Here is a 17331-nt window from a genome sequence, read left to right on the forward strand (position 1 = left end):
GCGAGGGCTGCCAGGATGAAGCGGCACTTCTTGCCGCATTGCGCCCTAATGATGTTCAAGACCCCGTATTTTCGGTTCGGCGCTTTTATGGCTCGGTCGGGCGCAGTTATTCTATTCCTTTCTCCGCGCTGATGGTTTATCCTTCATAAACGAGGCGACGAAGATCGCTCGACCAAGGAAGGATGCAAGCGATGTCGCGGATCGACATTTTCGGTGATCGTCTCTGTGTTGTGACGAGCCTGCTGATCATGGGCTGGTTCCTCTACAATGTGGTGTTCTGACAGGCGCGTCTCACCCTTGTTCTCTAATGGCGGAACTCGGGCCGGCTGTGCCGCGAAACCTGCGGTCTGCACGACTTAAGCAAAGCTATCTTCCATCTCTCTACAAATGGAATAGATATATTGCCGAGCGCAACGCTCCGCGGCTTTTGAAGGATGTCAGCTTGCTCCGCGTCACCAACGGCTAAAGCGCACGGTACTGAAGCGACGACGCAAGGTTTCGTGTTCCTCCTCGACAGGAGAAGACGATGACCCGCAATGCCATTCGTTCCCGCCGCCAACGCCGATTCGGCGCCAGCCCGCAGATCCACATTCCCCATTCCTCCTGGACCCGTCCCGAACGCCCATCCGAAAGCGGGACGCCGGTCAAGCCCGACGAGTTCTGGAGCCGCCTGGGGCTTTGAACCGGGGTGTTTCCGTGAAGTGGGATAAGGCTGGCCATCGTCCGCCTTCTCGCGCTGAACCGAATGCCGATCGGCGCTGGAGCGCGTTGGCTACTTCCCGTCACCCCGGGCCAAGCCCCGGGGCGACGAAAGGAGGAGTGGCGGGAAACCACCCAAATCCCTCAGTCCTTCGAATGTCGAATTGCCCACCTGCCTGGAGCGATTTCCAAGCAGGCGGAAAATCTGCATGCATGGTTTTCAGATCATTTCCTGCCCGCGCTGGCGAGATAGGCGATCAGATTGGCGCGATCCGCGGGATTGGGCAGGCCCGCGAACATCATCTTGTTGCCCGGCACGCTGGCGGAAGGCTTGGTCAGGAAAGCGTCCAGCGACTTGGCGTCCCAGCGGATACTGGCTTTCTTCATCGCGGCGGAATAGGCGAAACCCGGAGCCGCGCCGGATGGCCGGCCCACGATTCCTCCGAGCGACGGACCCAGACGGTTGACTCCCGGATCGACCGCATGACAGGCCATGCAGCGGGCGAAGACCGCCTTGCCCTTGGCGGCGTCGCCAGTCTGGGCAAGCGCGGGACTCGCGATCAGCATGGCAGCGGCGAGCGCGGCGAACCTCGAAATCATCGATTGTCCTCTTCCCTTGATGACCGGCTGGAATTCATGCCGGGGTGCGTAAATGGCGAATAGCAGCCTGAATCTGAACGGGAATTGAAGAGCGCGCCGGAAGGGCGCTCTATGGAGAGCGGCGGAAAGGCTGTTCGGCGCTCCGGGCCGGGGTGCTGCCCTCCCAGGTCCGCCGGACAGCCTCTCTCCCCATCGGCCGACAACCCGGCGCCAATAAAAAAAGCCGCCCGGTGAGGGGCGGCTTTCCTATTGTCGTTCCGAAAGGAAGGCTCAGGCTTCTTCGGCCGGAGCTTCTTCGGCTTCCACGGCGATTTCGCCGGGTTCCGCATTCGGATCGTAATCTTCGATGAAGCCGCTCTCGTCCTTTTCGAACAGGTCGGCCATCACGTCGACGCCCTGGCTCTGAAGCTCGGCTTCTTCCGGCGAGCGGGCGACGTTCACCGTGATGGTGACGGCGACTTCCGGGTGCAGCGCGACCTTGACGTCGAACACGCCCAGCGTCTTGATCGGGCGTTCCAGCACGACCATCGCCTTGGTGACGTTGGTGACGCCATCGGCATGCAGCGCTTCCACCACGTCGCGGACGGCGACCGAACCGTAGAGATGGCCGGCGTTGGACGACTGGCGGATCAGGACGATCTGCTTGCCGTTGACGCCTTCGGCGGCCTTTTCGGCGTCCGAGCGGCGGGCGGCGTTGTCCGCCTCGATCTTGGCGCGGTTGGCTTCGAACACCTTTTTGTTGGCGGCGTTCGAACGCAGCGCCTTCTTGTTGGGCAGCAGGTAGTTACGCGCGTAACCGTCCTTCACGGTGACGACGTCGCCGATGGCGCCCAGCTTCTCGATCCGTTCGAGGAGAATGATTTCCATGGGTCTTACTCCCTCACTTCACGATGTAGGGCAGCAGGCCCAGGTGACGGGCGCGCTTGATGGCCTGGGCCAGTTCGCGCTGCTTCTTGGCGGACACCGCGGTGATGCGGCTGGGGACGATCTTGCCGCGCTCGGACACGAAGCCCTGGAGCAGACGGACGTCCTTGTAATCGATCTTCGGCGCATCCTTGGCGGCGAAGGGGCAGCTCTTGCGGCGGCGGAAAAACGGGCGTGCCATGTTTCAGATCTCCTTATTCGCCAGCCGGGGCTTCTTCGCGCTCGCGGCGCGGGCCGCGATCGCCACGCTCGCCGCGCGGACCGCGCTCGGCGCGTTCCTGCTTGCGCATCATGACCGACGGGCCGGTTTCCAGCTCATCGACCTTGATGGTCATGTAGCGGATGATGTCTTCGTTGATCTGGGTCTGGCGCTCCAGTTCCGCGACGACGCCGGCGGGGGCGTCAATGTTCAGCATCACATAGTGCGCCTTGCGGTTCTTGGCGATCTTGTAGGCCAGGCTGCGCAGGCCCCAGGTTTCCACCTTGGTCACCTTGCCCTGCATTTCCTCGACGATCTTGGTGGCGGTTTCCGCCAGGGCGTCCACCTGCGCCTGTGCCAGATCCTGGCGCGCAAGGAACACATGCTCGTAAAGAGCCATGGATATTGCCTCATCTGTTGGCCGATCGCTGACGCCCGCCCCATGCGGAACGCCCCTCCGGCTGTCGTCCATAAGCATTCGTTCGCAGGGCCGCGAGTCACTTCCGGCCAAGCGAAGCGGCGCCTATGGCGGAAATGCGGGGGAAAGGCAAGGAAGAGTTGAAAGGGTTTGAGCCAATCCATCCTCGTTCGGGCTGAGCCCTTCGACGGGCTCAGGACAGGCTTGTCGACGCCTTCCACTTCCTTCTATCCATGGAAAAGTAAGGAAAGCACTTCGACAAGCTCAGTGCGAACGGATGTGATTTCTGGGGGAGATGGTAATGGCGGTCGGTATCGCGGCGCTTTCGCTGATTTTGCTGATGGTCGCGGCCTATCGGGGGATGAGCGTCATCGTGATGGCGCCGTTGCTGGCGATGCTGGCGGTGTTCCTGACCGATCCGGCCGCGGTGCCGGCGGTCTTTTCCGGCCTGTTCATGGACAAGGTGGGGAGCTTCCTGAAACTCTATTTCCCGGTCTTCCTGCTGGGCGCTCTGTTCGGGAAGCTGATCGAGATTTCGGGCTTTTCGCGTGTCATCGTGACGGCTGTGATCGGGCTGGTGGGGGCGCAGAGGGCGATCCCGGCGATCATGCTGGTGACGGCGCTGCTGACCTATGGCGGGGTTTCGGTGTTCGTGGCGGTGTTCGCCGTCTATCCCTTCGCCGCCGAGATGTTCCGGCAGGGCGACATTCCCAAGCGGCTGGTGCCCGCGACCATCGGCCTGGGAGCGATCACCTTCACCATGGACGCGATGCCGGGGACGCCGCAGATCCAGAACATCATCCCCACCAGCTTCTTCGGCACGACCGCCTGGGCGGCGCCGGTGCTGGGGCTGATCGGATCGGCCTGCATCATGGGGCTGGGCCTTGCCTATCTGGGCTGGCGCCGGCGGGCGATGCGGGCGGCGGGGGAGGGCTATGGCGCGCCGGAGACGCTGGTGAACGAACCGGAGGCGGCGGACATGGGCGGGCGGGCCGTGCATCCGCTGGTCGCCCTGCTGCCGTTGCTGGTGGTGGGATTGGGCAATCTGGCGCTGACCATGCTGATCCCGCGCCTGGCGGCAGAGGAGGAAGTCAGCGTGTCGCTGCCCGGCTTGACCGATCCGGTCGCGGCGAAGGTAGCGCAGGTCGCCGCGCTCTGGGCCGTGGAGGGCGCCTTGCTGCTGGGGATCGGGACGATCCTGCTCTTTGCCTTCCGCCCCGTGGCGCGGCGCTTCGCCGACGGGTCGAAGGCGGCGGTGGGCGGCGCCCTGCTGGCGGGGATGAATACGGCGGTCGAATATGGCTTCGGCGCGGTGATCGCGGCGCTGCCGGGTTTCCTGGTGGTGAAGGAGGCGCTGAGGGCCGTGCCCGATCCGTTGGTCAATGAGGCGATCACGGTGACGTCGCTTGCCGGGATCACGGGGTCTGCTTCGGGCGGGCTGTCGATAGCGCTGGCGGCTATGGCGGAGCAGTTCGCGGCGGCGGGGGACGCGGCGGGCATCCCGCGCGAGGTGCTGCATCGGGTGGCCTCCATGGCGAGCGGGGGCATGGACAGCCTGCCGCATAACGGGGCCATCATCACCCTGCTGGCGGTGACGGGGCTGACCCATCGGCAGGCCTATAAGGATATTTTCGCGCTGACGCTGATCAAGACCTTCACCGTGTTCGTGGTGATCGCGGTCTATTATCTGACGGGGTTGACATGAAAAACGCCCCGGAGCGTGGCTCCGGAGCGTTCCGGCCGGTGTGACCGGCTTAGCGGAGGGCGCCTGCGACGACCGCGCCGATGATGCCGCTGGTGATCGCGATCAGGACCGCGTCATTGCCGGAGCGGACCCAGCGGTAACCGCGCGGCGGGGCGTTCAGGCGATAGCCGCGATAATTGTCGATCACGCGATAGTTGGTCGCATAGCGGCGGTCGAATCGCTGCCCCTTGGCCCAGCGGCGATGATTGTCCTTGCGGACCACCGTGGTCCGGGTGACGGTGCGGCCGTGGGGGCCGTGCTTCACGACCTGGCGGACTTCACGCTGATGCGCGGCCTGCGCCTGCGAGGCGACCATCGGGCTGGCGGTCATGGCGGTGGCGGCCAGGCCCATCAGAATCTTCTTGAACATGATCTTGCTCCTTCTTTCTTGCTCCGGCCGGCTCTCCCGGCGTTGAAGACAGAATTAGGAGCCATTTGTCGCAGGCCTGTGCCGACCATGCCCAAGGATTGTCGAAAATTGTAACAGAAGCGGAATTAGTCTGAATATCGGTTCAGAAAAGACCGTCTTTCAAGGGCTTGAAGGAACTTTCGGTCCGCCGTCATTCGTGGCGCAGGGCGTCGATGGGGTTGAGCGCGGCGGCGCGTCGGGCCGGGAAATAGCCGAAGACCACCCCGATGGCGGCCGAAAAGAGGAAGGCGATCACATTCACCTTCACGTCGAAGATGAAGGGAACCTGCATCAGCGGCGCGATCGCGACCGACGCGACCAGCGCCAGGAACAGGCCGATCAGCCCGCCCAGGCAGGACAGCACGATGGCCTCGACCAGGAACTGCATCAGCACTTCGCGGGCGACCGCGCCGATGGCGAGGCGGATGCCGATCTCCCGCGTGCGCTCCGTCACCGAAACCAGCATGATGTTCATGATGCCGATGCCGCCGACCAGCAGGGAAATCGCCGCCACCGCCGCCACGATCTGCGTCAATATGGTGGTGGTGCCGGTCAGCGTGTCGCTGATCTGCTTGGTGTCGAAAACGTTGAAATTGTCCTCCGCGCCCGGCTTCACCTTGCGGCGTTCGCGCATCAGTTCCTCCAGGCTGGCCTGGACCGTGCTGGTGTCGTAGGCGTCGTCCACCGCGACCATGATCTGGCTGATGTCGCGGTCGCCGGTGAAGCGGCGCTGGACGAACTTGATCGGCATGACGACGACATCGTCCTGATCCCCGAATCCGCCCTGGCCCCGCGTGGCGAGCGCGCCGATCACCTGGCAGGATACGCCCTTGATGCGTATGCGCTTGCCGACCGGGTCATTGCTCTGGAACAGGTTGGTGCGCACCGTATTGCCGATGATGCAGACGGGTTTTCCCGCCTCCTCCTCCTCCGGCATGAAGAGGCGGCCGGTATCGGCCTTCCAGCTTTGCACCTCGAAATAGGCGGCGGTGGTGCCGTAGACGGTGGTGGACCAGTTGCTGCCTTCGTAAATGGCGGTGCCGCTGGATTGCACCATCGGCGCGACGGCGCGGACGCCGGTAAGCTGGTTTTCGATGGCGGTCAGGTCGGCGGGCTTGAAGTCGGGCGGGCGCGGGCCGCCGCCGCCCCGGCCGAAACCCTGGCCGGGGCGGAGTTGCAGCACATTGGCGCCGAGCGAGCTGATCTGTTCGCGCACGGCGGCGGTCGCGCCATTGCCCAGCGTGACCATGGTGACGACCGCCGCCACGCCGATGATGATGCCCAGCGTGGTGAGGAAGCTGCGCAACTTGTGCCGGTTGATCGCCCGGAAGGCGAGGATGACGGTGGTGCCTAGCATCTTTCGCGCGCGCCTTCGTTCATTCCCGCCTTCGCGGGATTGACGGGGGAGGGTATCGCCATCACGCCGTCACCCCCTGCTCGACCCGCTCCACCAGCCCGTCCTTGAAATGCACGATGGTCCGCGCAAAGGCGGCCATGTCCGGCTCATGCGTCACCATCAGCACGGTGATGCCGCCATTGCGGTTGAGGTCGGTCAGCAGTTCCATGATCTCCACCGATCTTTCGGAATCGAGGTTGCCGGTCGGCTCGTCCGCCAGCAGCACGTCGGGCTGGGTCACGATGGCGCGGGCGATGGCGACGCGCTGCTGCTGCCCGCCGGACAGTTCGGCGGGCGTGTGGTCCCACCAGTCCTTCAGGCCGACCTTGTCCAGCGCGGCCATGCCGGCCTCATATCTGGTCTTCTTGTCCTCGCCGCGATAGAGCAGGGGCAACTCGACATTCTCCAGCGCCGTGGTGCGGGACAGCAGGTTGAACCCCTGGAACACGAAGCCCAGATAGCGGCGGCGCAGCAGGGCGCGCTGGTCGCGGTCGAGCGTTTCGACATGCCGCCCCTTGAACAGGAACTCCCCGCCCGTGGGCACGTCGAGGCAGCCCAATATGTTCATCGTCGTCGACTTGCCGGAGCCGGAAGGCCCCATGACCGCCACGAAATCGCCCTGCGCAATGTCGAGGTCGATGCCTTTCAGCGCCTGAAAGGCGGTCGGGCCGGCACCATAGACCTTGGTGACGCCGCGCAGGGAGATGATCGGATCCGCCGCCATGCGCGTCAGCTTCCGCTCTGGCGGCCGGTGCGGACCGGCGCTGTTTCCACCTTCCCGCCGCCCGAATTGCCGAGCTTGCCGACGGTCGCCGGGCTGCCGTCGGTGGAGCGGTCGCCTTCCGGCCTGCGGTTGCGGTCACGCGGTCCGCCGCCCCGCGAACCGCCATCGGTCTGGTCCTCCGCCGGAGCCTGCTGGCCGGCCGCAAGTTGCCCGGTGATGACGCGCATGCCGGGCTTGAGGCCGCCGCCGGTGATGACCGTGCGCGCGCCGTCGCTGGCGCCGACGGTCACCTGCACTGCCCTGGGATTGCCGTCATCGCCCACGACATAGACGGTCTGGCTGCTGCCGATGCCGAAGCTGACCTGCCGGTTCGCGCCGCCCCGGCGGAAACGGCGGGGGCCGGGGACGATCTGGCTGGTGATGCCGCCGCCCTGGTTGCCCGCGCTGGGCTTGAAGCGAAGCGCGCTGTTGGGGACGAGCAGCACGTCATGCAGTTCCTGCGTCACGATGTCGGCGGTCGCGGTCATGCCGGGGCGCAATATCTCGTCTTTGTTGTCCACCGACAGCACCGCCGTATAGGCGACGACGGTGCCCGTCGTGCTGCTGGCCGCGCTGCTGCCCGATGAGGAGGAGGAACTGGCGCTGGCGCTGTTGGAGCCGACATTGACCCGCGTCACCCGCGCCGGAAAGGTGCGGCCGGGGAAGGCGTCGACGGAGAAATTGGCGCTCTGGCCCTCCTTCACCTGTCCGACATCCGCTTCGTCGACCGAAACCTCCACCTCCATCTGGGTCAGGTCTTCGGCGATGGTGAAAAGGACCGGCGCGTTCAGCGAGGCGGCGACGGTTTGTCCCGGCTCTATGTCGCGGGACAGGACGACGCCGGTCACGGGCGAGACGATCTGGGCGATGGAAAGATTGGTCTGCGCCGTGGAAAGCTGCGCCTGGGAAACGCGAACCTGCGCCTGCGCCGAGCGGAGGTTGGCGAGGGCGGAGCTGTAGTCGGCGCGGGCGGCATCCAGTTCCGTCCTGGCGGGAACGCGCCCGCCGGAGAGCTTGAACACGTTGAGCTGGCGGTCGAGCGTCGCCTTGGCCAGCGCCGCCTGCGCCTCCGCCTGCGCAACGCCGGCCTGCGAGGAGGCAAGCTGCGCCCGGTTCTGGTTTATCGTGTCCACCAGCCGCCGGGTGTCGAGTTCGGCCAGCTTCTGCCCCCTGGTCACGCGGTCGTTCACATCGACATGGACCGCCGTGATCTTGCCCGATTGTTCTGAACCGACATCGACCTGATTGATGGGTTTCAGATTGCCGGTGGCGGATACGGAGACGGTGAGGTCGCCCTTGCGCACTTCCCGCGTCGCGTAATTGGGCTTGTCGTCCCCCGAAAAGCAGCGGGCAAGCAGCAGGACGAGGATCAGCAGGGCGACGCCGACCGCGCCCCGGACCGCCCATTTGCGCCACGGCCTTTCGGGCCGCTCCCCCAGAAAGTCGTTCAGGCCCTGATCGCTGGTCGCATCGTTAGTCATTGGGACGGTTTTCCATATTCTGCCAGCCGCCGCCCAGCGCATTATAGAGCTGGGCCAGGCCAAGGACTTCGTCGGATTGCGCGCCGGCAAGGCTGTTGCGCGCGTTCAAAAGCGAATTCTCGCTCTGGGAAAGCGTCTGGAAATCGATCAGGCCCGCCTGATACTGGCTGCGCGCCAGGATCGCGGCGTTGTTCGACGCTTCATAGGCGGTCGCGAACTCCGCCTTGCGGGCGCGGGCGCTCGACAGCGACGCCATGGCATTCTCCACATCCTCCAGCGCGGTCAGCACCGCCTGCTTGTAGGCGGCGAAGGCGGCGTCGGTCGCCGCCCGTTGCGAACGGACCTGCGAGGCGAGGCGTCCGCCGTCGAAGATGACCTGCGCCACATTGGCGAAGACGCCGCCGGTGACCAGGCTGAACAGGTCTTTGAAGCTGTTGGAGGTCGTGCCGATATTTCCGCTGATGCCCAATGAGGGATAAAGTTGCGCCTGCGCCACGCCGATGCGCGCCGTCGCGGCGGCCAGCGCCCGTTCGGTCGAGCGCACGTCCGGCCGCTGGCGCAGCGTGTCGGCGGGGATGCCGGTGGCGATCCGCGCGGGCGCGGCGGGGATCGGGGCGGGGGTTTCAAGGCTCCGGGTCGCTTCGCCGGGCGCCTGGCCCGTCAGCACGGCGATGCGGTTGAGGCTGCCCCGAAGGCCCGCCTCAAGCTGGGGCACGGTCGCGTTGGTCTGCGCCAGTTGCGCCCGCGCCTGCTCCGCGTCCAGCGAGGAAACCAGGCCCGCCTGAAGCCGCCAGTTGGCGATATTGTAATTGTCCTGCTGGATCGCCTGCGTCTCGCGCGCGATGCGCAACTGCTCCTGCGCCAGGCGCGCCTGCACATAGTTGGCGACGAGTTCGGAGACGATCGTCGCCCGTACATTGGCGAGGTCGTATCCGGAAGCGGCAAGATCGGCCCGCGCAGCCTCCGCCGAACGGGAAAGCTCGCCGAACAGGTCGACCTGCCAGCTTGCATTGGCGCCCACCGAATAGCTGCTCGACCAGTTGGAGCCGCCGCCGCCGATCGGATTGCCGCTGGGGTCCAGCCGGCCGCCCGCATCCCGGCTGCTGTAGTTGCGCCCGCCGCTGGCCGATCCGTTCGCCTGCGGCAGGAAGGCGGCCCTTGCCTGCCGCAGCGATTCCCGCGCTTGGCGCAGGCGCGCCTGCGCCTGCACGATGTCCAGATTATGGGCGATGGCCCGGTCGATGAGGCCGCTCAGCGCCGGATCGTCGAGCCGCGTCCACCAGGCGGCCAGTTCCGCCTCGTCCAGCGGAGCGCCGGCGCCCTGGATATAGGCCGCCGGCACGCCGAGCGCTGCGGGGGCAGGGGCGCGATAATCGGGGCCGGCCGCGCAGCCCGACAGGACCAGCGCGGTTCCCGTGATCGATCCAAAGCGATATCGCACCTTTTCCTTATACTCCGTCATCGTTAAAGGCGGTCCTCCAACGAGAACTGCCGAAATGGGCCGGGCGCCTCAACGGCATTTGTGTCTCAAAGTGTAACGGCTTTGAAAAATTGCGCTTTTGCAGGGGCGCGCAGGTCAGAAGGTGGATGATGAGGGCATTTCTTTTTCCGGGTCAGGGCAGCCAGTCGGTGGGCATGGGCAAGGCGCTGGCCGACGCCAGCCCGGCCGCGAAGGAGCTGTTTCAGGAGGTGGACGACGCCCTGTCGCAGCATCTGTTCCGCATCATGGTGGAGGGGCCGGAAAGCGACCTGACCCTGACGGAGAACGCCCAGCCCGCGATCATGGCCAATGCGCTGGCGACCCTGCGGGTGATGCAGAGGGAGGGCGGTTTTTCGCTGGCGGAAAAGGGCGATTACGTCGCCGGGCACAGCCTTGGCGAATATAGCGCGCTCTGCGCGGCGGAGGCGTTCGACATCGGCACCACGGCGAAGCTGCTGAAGCTGCGCGGGCGGGCGATGCAGGCGGCGGTGCCGGTGGGCGAGGGCGCGATGGCTGCCCTGCTGGGGGCCGACATCGAAAAGGCGCAGGCATTGGCGGAGGCGGCTGCGCAGGGTGAGGTCTGCACCGTCGCCAATGACAATGATCCGACGCAGGTGGTGATTTCCGGCCATCGCGGCGCGATCGAGCGCGCCGTCGCGCTGGTGAAGGACCATGGCATCAGGCGCGGCGTCCTGCTGCCGGTTTCCGCGCCCTTCCACTGCCCGCTGATGCAGCCCGCGGCGGAGGCGATGGAGGATGCCCTGGGCAAGGCGGCGATCAACACGCCGCTGCTGCCCGTCTATGCCAATGTGCTGGCAAGCGCGATCGCCGATCCGGACGAGATCAGGCTGCGGCTGGTCGAGCAGGTGACGGGCCGAGTGCGCTGGCGCGAATCCGTCGCCGCCATGTGGGACGCGGGCGTCAACGAATTCGTCGAACTGGGCGGCAAGGTGCTGGGTCCGATGGTGAAGCGCATCGCTCCCGACGCCACCGTGCGCAGCGTCGTGACGATGGACGATATCGAGGCCGCGCTGGGCGCGCTGTGAGCGGCGGCATGAGCAGCGCTCCCGTCCTGACCAGCCGTGACGGAGCCGTCCTGACGGTCACGCTCGACATGCCGGACCGGCGCAACCCGATCTCCGATCCGGCGATGGTCGACGCCCTGTGCGCGGTGTTCGAGCAGGCGGATCGCGACCTGTCGGTGCGGGTGGCGATCCTGACCGGGGCGGGCAGCGCCTTTTCATCGGGGGGCGACCTCAATGCCATGCGCCCCGATGCGGGCGGCCTGCGCGCGGGACTGCCGGCGCAGACGCGGCGCAACTACCGTGCCGGAATCCAGCGGCTGCCGCTGCTGTTCCAGGCGCTTGAACTGCCGGTGATCGCGGCGGTCAATGGCCCCGCCATCGGCGCGGGCTGCGACCTGGCGTTGATGTGCGACGTCAGGATCGCGGCACAATCAGCGAAATTCGCGGAATCTTTCGTGAAGCTGGGCATTATTTCGGGCGATGGCGGGGCCTGGCTGCTGCCGCGCATCGTCGGCTTTTCCAAGGCGACCGAACTGGCGCTGACCGGCGAGACCATCGACGCGCAGGAGGCGCTGCGGATCGGGCTGGTGAGCGAGGTGGTGCCGGACGCCGACCTGCCGGCGGCGGCGCGGGCCGTGGCGGACAGGATCGCCGCCAATCCGCCGCACGCGACGCGGATGACCAAGCGGCTGCTGCGCGCCGCGCAGACGGCGGAATTGAACCAGATCATGGAAATGGCGGGCGCGATGCAGGCGCTGGCCCATGCGACGGCGGATCATGACGAGGCGATAGACGCCTTTTTCGAGCGCCGGACGCCGAACTTCAAGGGAGATTAGAATGTTCGATCTGACAGGCATGACCGCGCTGGTGACGGGCGCTTCGGGGGGCATCGGCTCCGCCATTGCGAAGGCCCTCGCCGCGCAGGGCGCCACGCTGGCCCTTTCGGGCAGCAATGAGGAGAAGCTGAAGGCCTTTGCCGCGGAACTGGGCGGGGACCACAAGATTCTGGTCTGCAACCTCGGCGATCCGGCGGCGGTCGACGCGCTGGTGGGGCAGGCGGTCGACGCGCTGGGCGGGAAGATCGACATCCTCGTCAACAATGCGGGCATCACCCGCGACAACCTGATCCTGCGCATGAAGGATGAGGAATGGTCGGACGTGATCTCGGTCAATCTTGAAGCGGCCTTCCGTCTCGCCCGCGCCGCCGCCAAGCCGATGATGAAGGCCCGTTTCGGCCGCATCATCTCCATCACCTCCGTGGTGGGCGTCACCGGCAATCCGGGCCAGGCCAATTATGCGGCGTCGAAGGCGGGCATCATCGGCATGTCCAAGTCGCTGGGCCAGGAACTGGCGAGCCGGGGCATCACCGTGAACTGCGTCGCGCCGGGCTTCATCCGTTCAGCCATGACCGACGCGCTGAACGACGCGCAGAAAAGCGCGATCCTGACGAAGATCCCGGCGGGCGACCTGGGCGCGGGCGAGGATATCGGCGCGGCTGTGGTCTACCTCGCCAGCAAGGAAGCGGGTTACGTCACCGGCCAGACGCTGCACGTCAATGGCGGCATGGCGATGATCTGAAGGGGAAGGATCGGTCGATCCCAAAGTCCCACGCTGCGGCTTTATTCCATCGCGCCCGAAAATTTTGGGCATTTGCAAAGCCGCCGCCTTGTGCCATCGGGGCTGAAGAGTCGAACGCAGGTGGGGCGATGCCACCCGATTGTCTCTTGCCTCTTGCCTCTCGTTGGGCTTGCCTCTAGGGCATGCCTTAACAGATATTCAGAACCATCAACGATACCCAGTAAGAAGGACCACTCATGAGTGAGACCGCGGATCGCGTAAAGAAAATCGTCGTCGAGCATCTGGGCGTCGAAGCCGAAAAGGTGACCGAGGATGCGAGCTTCATCGACGATCTGGGCGCTGACAGCCTGGACATCGTCGAGCTGGTGATGGCGTTCGAGGAAGAATTCGGCGTCGAAATCCCCGACGACGCGGCTGAAAAGATCGCCACCGTCAAGGACGCCATCGATTATATCGACAGCAAGCAGTAAGGGCGTCCGGCGGCCTGCCTGAAAACGGGTGGCCGCCGCGTTTGAAAAAGGAAAAGGCTCCTCCTGTCCGGCGAAACCGGGTCTTGGGGAGCCTTTTGGTATCTGGCCCCCGTTCACAATCCCCTTTCGAAGGGTTAGATGGGCGGCGTTGAGCCAAAAAGATTTTTCGGAGCAAGCATATGCGTCGTGTTGTCGTAACCGGCCTTGGCATGGTCAGCCCGCTCGGCGGGGATGTGGAAACGACCTGGAAGAACATCATCGCGTCCAAGTCCGGCGCGGCGACGATCACGCGCTTCGACGCCAGCGAGTATAAATGCCGCATCGCCTGCGAAGTGAAGCCGGCGGATCATGAATATGGCTATGACCCCGGGCTGGACGTCGATCACAAGATCCAGCGGCAGGTCGACCCCTTCATCGTCTACGGCATTTCCGCCGCCAGCCAGGCGCTGCGCGACGCGGGCCTGGACGATATGAGCGAGGAGGAACGGCTGCGCGCCGGTTGCTCCATCGGTTCGGGCATCGGCGGCCTGCCGGGCATCGAAAGCGAATCGCTGGTGCTGGCGAACCGGGGACCGGGCCGGGTCAGTCCGCATTTCGTCCATGGCCGCCTGATCAACCTGATCTCTGGGCAGGTTTCGATCAAATATGGCCTGATGGGCCCGAACCATGCCGTCGTCACCGCCTGCTCGACCGGCGCCCATTCCATCGGCGACGCCGCCCGCATGATCGCGCTGGACGATGCCGACGTGATGCTGGCCGGCGGCGCGGAAAGCGCGATCTGCCCCATCGGCATCGCCGGATTCGCACAGGCGCGGGCGCTCTCGACCGCCTTCAACGACAGCCCGGAAAAGGCTTCGCGGCCCTATGACGTCAACCGCGACGGCTTCGTCATGGGCGAGGGCGCGGGCGTGGTCGTGCTGGAGGAATATGAGCGGGCCAAGGCGCGCGGCGCGAAAATCTATGCCGAAGTGGTCGGCTATGGCCTGTCGGGCGACGCCTATCACGTCACCGCCCCCCATCCGGAGGGCCATGGCGCCTATCGTTCGATGGAGATGGCGCTCAAGAAATCGGGTCTGGGCCTGGGCGACATCGACTATGTCAACGCGCATGGCACCTCGACGCCGCTGGGCGACGAGTTGGAGCTGGGCGCGGTGAAGCGGCTGTTCGGCGATCATCTGGGCACCATGTCGATGAGTTCGACCAAGTCGGCCATCGGCCATCTGCTGGGCGGCGCGGGCGCGGTGGAGAGCATCTTCTGCATCCTGGCGCTGCGCGACCAGATCGTGCCGCCGACGCTGAACCTCGACGAGCCGAGCGAAAGCTGCAAGGGCGTCGACCTGGTCCCGCATGTCGCCAAGGAACGCAAGGTGCGGGCCGTGCTGAACAATTCGTTCGGTTTCGGCGGGACCAACGCTTCGCTGATCATGAAGGCGGTCTGAGACAAGACCCATGCGGCGGCTTGGCTTTGGCATAGTGCTGATCGGCCTGGCCGTCGCGGCGTTCGTAGCGTTCCGCTTCGTCCATGGCTGGACCGAAACCGGCCCGGCGATGAAGGACATCACGCTGGTCGTGCCGGAAGGTTCGACCATCGCGGACGCCGCCATTCTCCTGAAACAAAAGGGGGCGGTGCGCTCGGCCGACGCCTTCCTCACGCGGGCCAAGGTCTTCGGCCGCGGCAAATCGATCAAGGCGGGCGAATTCCTGATCCCCAAGGGCGCCAGCAATTCCGATATTTTCCGCATCCTCCAGGGCGGCAGGACGCTGACCCGGCTGATCACCATACCGGAAGGCATGCCCTCCATATTGGTGCATGAGCGGTTGATGGCGAATGAGGAACTGACCGGCGAGATTCCGGTGCCGGAGGAAGGCAGCGTGCTGCCCGACAGCTATGCCTTCGACAAGGGCGAAGGCCGGGCGGCGGTGCTGAAGCGGATGCAGGATGCCATGAGCAAGGCGCTCGCCAAGATGTGGGCGGAGCGGGCGCCGAACACGGTCGCGAAAACGCCCAGGGAAGCCATTATCCTCGCCAGCATCGTCGAAAAGGAAACGGCGGTGCCTTCGGAACGGCCGACCGTTGCGGGGGTTTACGGCAATCGCCTGAAGGCGCGCATGATGTTGCAGGCCGACCCGACGATCATCTATCCGATCACCAAGGGCAAGCCCCTGGGCCGACGGATCAGGAAATCCGAAATCGCGGCGGTCAACGACTATAACACCTATGCGATGATCGGCCTGCCCAAGGGACCGATCGCCAATCCGGGCCGCCTGTCGATCCTGGCGGTGCTGCACCCGGCGGAAACGAAGGCGCTCTACTTCGTCGCGGACGGGAAGGGCGGCCATATCTTCGCGGACACGCTGCAAGAGCATAATGACAATGTGCGCAAATGGTTCGAAATCCGGCGGGCGAGGGGGGAGCTTTGAAGTGAGCGGACCGATGGCGCGCTTGGGTGGGGAGCGGACGTTCCCCTATTCGTCACCCCTCTCCCTATTCGTCACCCCGGACTTGATCCGGGGTCCCGCTGCCTTGGACGAGGCGCAGCACTCAGAAGGAAAGCGGGACCCCGGATCAAGTCCGGGGTGACGGAAAACTGATGACCGCTATTGACCATAGCCCGCCGCCGCCAATCGCCGGCCCTACTGCCCAAACCCCGACTCGCGCGCCAACGCCACCGCTTCCCGCGCGGCGGCGAGCAATGCGCCGCTTTTCGCCTCGCATTCCCGCTGTTCATATTCCGCGGTCGAATCCGCGACGATGCCGGCCCCTGCCTGCACATGCATCACGCCGTCCTTGAGCACGGCGGTGCGCAGCACGATGCAGCTATCCATATTGCCGTCCGGCCCGAAATAGCCGACGCCCCCGGCATAGGCCCCCCGCGTTTCCGGCTCCAGTTCCGCGATGATCTCGCAGGCGCGCACCTTGGGCGCTCCCGATACGGTCCCTGCCGGAAAGCCCGCGAACAAGGCGTCGAGCGCGTCCTTGTCGGGAGCCAGCCGTCCCACCACGTTCGACACGATATGCATCACATGGCTGTAGAATTCGACGCTATAGCTGTCCGTCACGGTCACGCTGCCGGCCGTCGCCACCCGTCCCACATCGTTGCGGCCCAGGTCGAGCAGCATCAGATGCTCTGCCCGTTCCTTGGGATCGGCCAGCAGGCTTTCGCGGTTGGCGGCGTCCTCGACGGCATTCCGGCCGCGTGGGCGGGTGCCGGCGATGGGCCTGATCGTGACCTCGCCGTCCCGCGCCCGGACCAATATTTCCGGACTCGACCCGATCAGCGCAAAGCCGGGCAGGTCGAGATAATAAAGGAAGGGCGAGGGATTGACCCGTCGCAACGCCCGGTAAAGCGCAATCGGCGGCAGGGTGAACGGGCTGGTGAAGCGCTGCGCCAGCACCACCTGAAAAATGTCGCCCGCGACGATATAATCCTTCGCCTTCTCGACCATCGCGGCGTAGCGGCCCGGCTCCAGCACCGGCGTCACCGCGACATCGGCGATCTCGGCCGGGGCGGCCGGCGCGGGCAGGGGGGCCGCCAGCTTCGCGGCGACCGCGTCGATCCGCTCCAGCGCCTGCTCGACGGCGCGGTCGGCATCGGCAAAGCTGCCCTTCCACACCGGCGCGACCAGGAACAGCGCGTCGGCCAGCCGGTCGAACACCAATATGACGGTCGGCCGCACGAACAGCATGTCCGGCAGAGCGACAGAATTTTCAGGCGGACGCGGCAGCTTTTCCACCAGCCCGACCGTCTCGTAGCCGAAATAGCCGACCAGGCAGGCCAGAGCGGCGGGCAGCGCCGGGTCGAGTTCCGCCCGGCATTCCGCCACCAGCGCCCGCAAAGCATCCAGCGCGTCGGCGCCTTCCGGCACGAAGGCCTGCCGGTCGGTCGCCCATTGCCGGTTGATCTCCGCCGCATGGCCCTGCGCCCGGAAGACGAGGTCGGGGGCCAGGCCGATCAGGCTGTGACGGCCCCGCACCGCGCCGCCCTCGACCGATTCCAGCAGGAAGTCGCCACGGTCGGCCTCGAACAATTTGAGCGCCGCGGAAATCGGCGTGTCGGTGTCGGCGATCTGGCGTCGCCACACCAGCGCGGATCGACCCGCCGCCAGTGCCTTGCGCGCGCTTTCCATGCCGTCCATTGCCGCCC

The 17331-nt window shown here is 65.6% G+C and carries 18 protein-coding genes; 8 read left to right on the forward strand and 10 right to left on the reverse strand.

The genetic code is table 11. From position 1 onward, the window contains the following. Positions 1-526: 526 nt before the first annotated feature. Positions 527-682, forward strand: a complete 156-nt coding sequence (locus Sj15T_RS03755) for a hypothetical protein (RefSeq protein WP_007688983.1) — start codon at positions 527-529, stop codon at positions 680-682. Positions 683-924: 242 nt separating this feature from the next. On the opposite strand, the gene Sj15T_RS03760 is transcribed toward Sj15T_RS03755, so the two are convergent. The 4 genes from Sj15T_RS03760 to rpsF all read right to left on the reverse strand — a co-directional run bounded on the left by Sj15T_RS03760 (position 925) and on the right by rpsF (position 2822). Then, positions 925-1299, reverse strand: coding sequence for a cytochrome c family protein (locus Sj15T_RS03760; protein ID WP_013039940.1), 375 nt, complete (start codon positions 1297-1299; stop codon positions 925-927). 270 nt (positions 1300-1569) lie between these two features. Next, the gene (rplI, locus tag Sj15T_RS03765; protein WP_013039941.1) at positions 1570-2166 is read right to left on the reverse strand and encodes a 50S ribosomal protein L9; all 597 of its coding nucleotides are present in this window, start codon (positions 2164-2166) and stop codon (positions 1570-1572) included. A gap of 13 nt (positions 2167-2179) precedes the next feature. Next, on the reverse strand, positions 2180-2404 hold the full coding sequence (gene rpsR, locus Sj15T_RS03770; protein WP_004212076.1) for a 30S ribosomal protein S18: 225 nt from the start codon (positions 2402-2404) through the stop codon (positions 2180-2182). 13 nt (positions 2405-2417) lie between these two features. Further along, positions 2418-2822 carry a 30S ribosomal protein S6 gene (rpsF, locus tag Sj15T_RS03775; RefSeq protein WP_007688995.1) on the reverse strand — a complete coding sequence of 135 codons (405 nt, stop codon included), beginning with the start codon at positions 2820-2822 and terminating at the stop codon, positions 2418-2420. A 319-nt stretch (positions 2823-3141) separates the two neighbouring features. Between rpsF and Sj15T_RS03780 the strand changes: the two genes are divergently transcribed. After that, entirely contained in the window at positions 3142-4545 is a 1404-nt protein-coding gene (locus tag Sj15T_RS03780; RefSeq protein ID WP_013039942.1) for a GntP family permease, read from the forward strand. Positions 4546-4594: 49 nt separating this feature from the next. Here the strand turns inward: Sj15T_RS03780 and Sj15T_RS03785 are convergent, their stop codons facing one another. From Sj15T_RS03785 to Sj15T_RS03805, 5 genes are all read right to left on the reverse strand, one after another. Beyond that, positions 4595-4954, reverse strand: coding sequence for an RcnB family protein (locus Sj15T_RS03785; RefSeq protein ID WP_013039943.1), 360 nt, complete (start codon positions 4952-4954; stop codon positions 4595-4597). Positions 4955-5144: 190 nt separating this feature from the next. Then, on the reverse strand, positions 5145-6350 hold the full coding sequence (locus Sj15T_RS03790) for an ABC transporter permease (RefSeq protein ID WP_013039944.1): 1206 nt from the start codon (positions 6348-6350) through the stop codon (positions 5145-5147). 61 nt (positions 6351-6411) lie between these two features. Continuing rightward, positions 6412-7113: an ABC transporter ATP-binding protein gene (locus tag Sj15T_RS03795; RefSeq protein WP_013039945.1), complete on the reverse strand. Its 702-nt coding sequence runs from the start codon at positions 7111-7113 to the stop codon at positions 6412-6414. Positions 7114-7118: 5 nt separating this feature from the next. Then, positions 7119-8633 carry an efflux RND transporter periplasmic adaptor subunit gene (locus Sj15T_RS03800; protein WP_013039946.1) on the reverse strand — a complete coding sequence of 505 codons (1515 nt, stop codon included), beginning with the start codon at positions 8631-8633 and terminating at the stop codon, positions 7119-7121. Then, a complete protein-coding gene (locus tag Sj15T_RS03805; protein ID WP_013039947.1) occupies positions 8626-10095 on the reverse strand; it encodes an efflux transporter outer membrane subunit in 1470 nt (489 codons plus the stop codon). The genes Sj15T_RS03800 and Sj15T_RS03805 overlap by 8 nt, the downstream gene beginning before the upstream one ends. A 128-nt stretch (positions 10096-10223) precedes the next feature. On the opposite strand from Sj15T_RS03805, the gene fabD reads away from it, so the two are divergent. The 6 genes from fabD (at position 10224) to mltG (ending at position 15607) form a co-directional block, all read left to right on the forward strand. Then, on the forward strand, positions 10224-11159 hold the full coding sequence (gene fabD, locus Sj15T_RS03810; protein ID WP_041386369.1) for an ACP S-malonyltransferase: 936 nt from the start codon (positions 10224-10226) through the stop codon (positions 11157-11159). Between the two features lie 8 nt (positions 11160-11167). Beyond that, positions 11168-11974: a crotonase/enoyl-CoA hydratase family protein gene (locus Sj15T_RS03815; RefSeq protein WP_041385852.1), complete on the forward strand. Its 807-nt coding sequence runs from the start codon at positions 11168-11170 to the stop codon at positions 11972-11974. Between the two features lies 1 nt (position 11975). Then, positions 11976-12716 carry a 3-oxoacyl-[acyl-carrier-protein] reductase gene (gene fabG, locus Sj15T_RS03820; protein WP_013039950.1) on the forward strand — a complete coding sequence of 247 codons (741 nt, stop codon included), beginning with the start codon at positions 11976-11978 and terminating at the stop codon, positions 12714-12716. A 236-nt stretch (positions 12717-12952) separates the two neighbouring features. Further along, on the forward strand, positions 12953-13186 hold the full coding sequence (locus Sj15T_RS03825; RefSeq protein WP_007689016.1) for an acyl carrier protein: 234 nt from the start codon (positions 12953-12955) through the stop codon (positions 13184-13186). Between the two features lie 179 nt (positions 13187-13365). After that, on the forward strand, positions 13366-14625 hold the full coding sequence (gene fabF / locus Sj15T_RS03830; RefSeq protein WP_013039951.1) for a beta-ketoacyl-ACP synthase II: 1260 nt from the start codon (positions 13366-13368) through the stop codon (positions 14623-14625). A gap of 10 nt (positions 14626-14635) precedes the next feature. After that, positions 14636-15607 (forward strand): endolytic transglycosylase MltG, encoded by a 972-nt coding sequence (gene mltG, locus Sj15T_RS03835; RefSeq protein WP_007689020.1) that lies wholly within the window; start codon positions 14636-14638, stop codon positions 15605-15607. A 213-nt stretch (positions 15608-15820) separates the two neighbouring features. Here the strand turns inward: mltG and trpE are convergent, their stop codons facing one another. Beyond that, entirely contained in the window at positions 15821-17323 is a 1503-nt protein-coding gene (trpE, locus tag Sj15T_RS03840; protein ID WP_041385853.1) for an anthranilate synthase component I, read from the reverse strand. Positions 17324-17331: the final 8 nt, after the last annotated feature.

The organism is Sphingobium sp. TA15 (assembly GCF_037101235.1).
Lineage (GTDB): Bacteria > Pseudomonadota > Alphaproteobacteria > Sphingomonadales > Sphingomonadaceae > Sphingobium > Sphingobium indicum.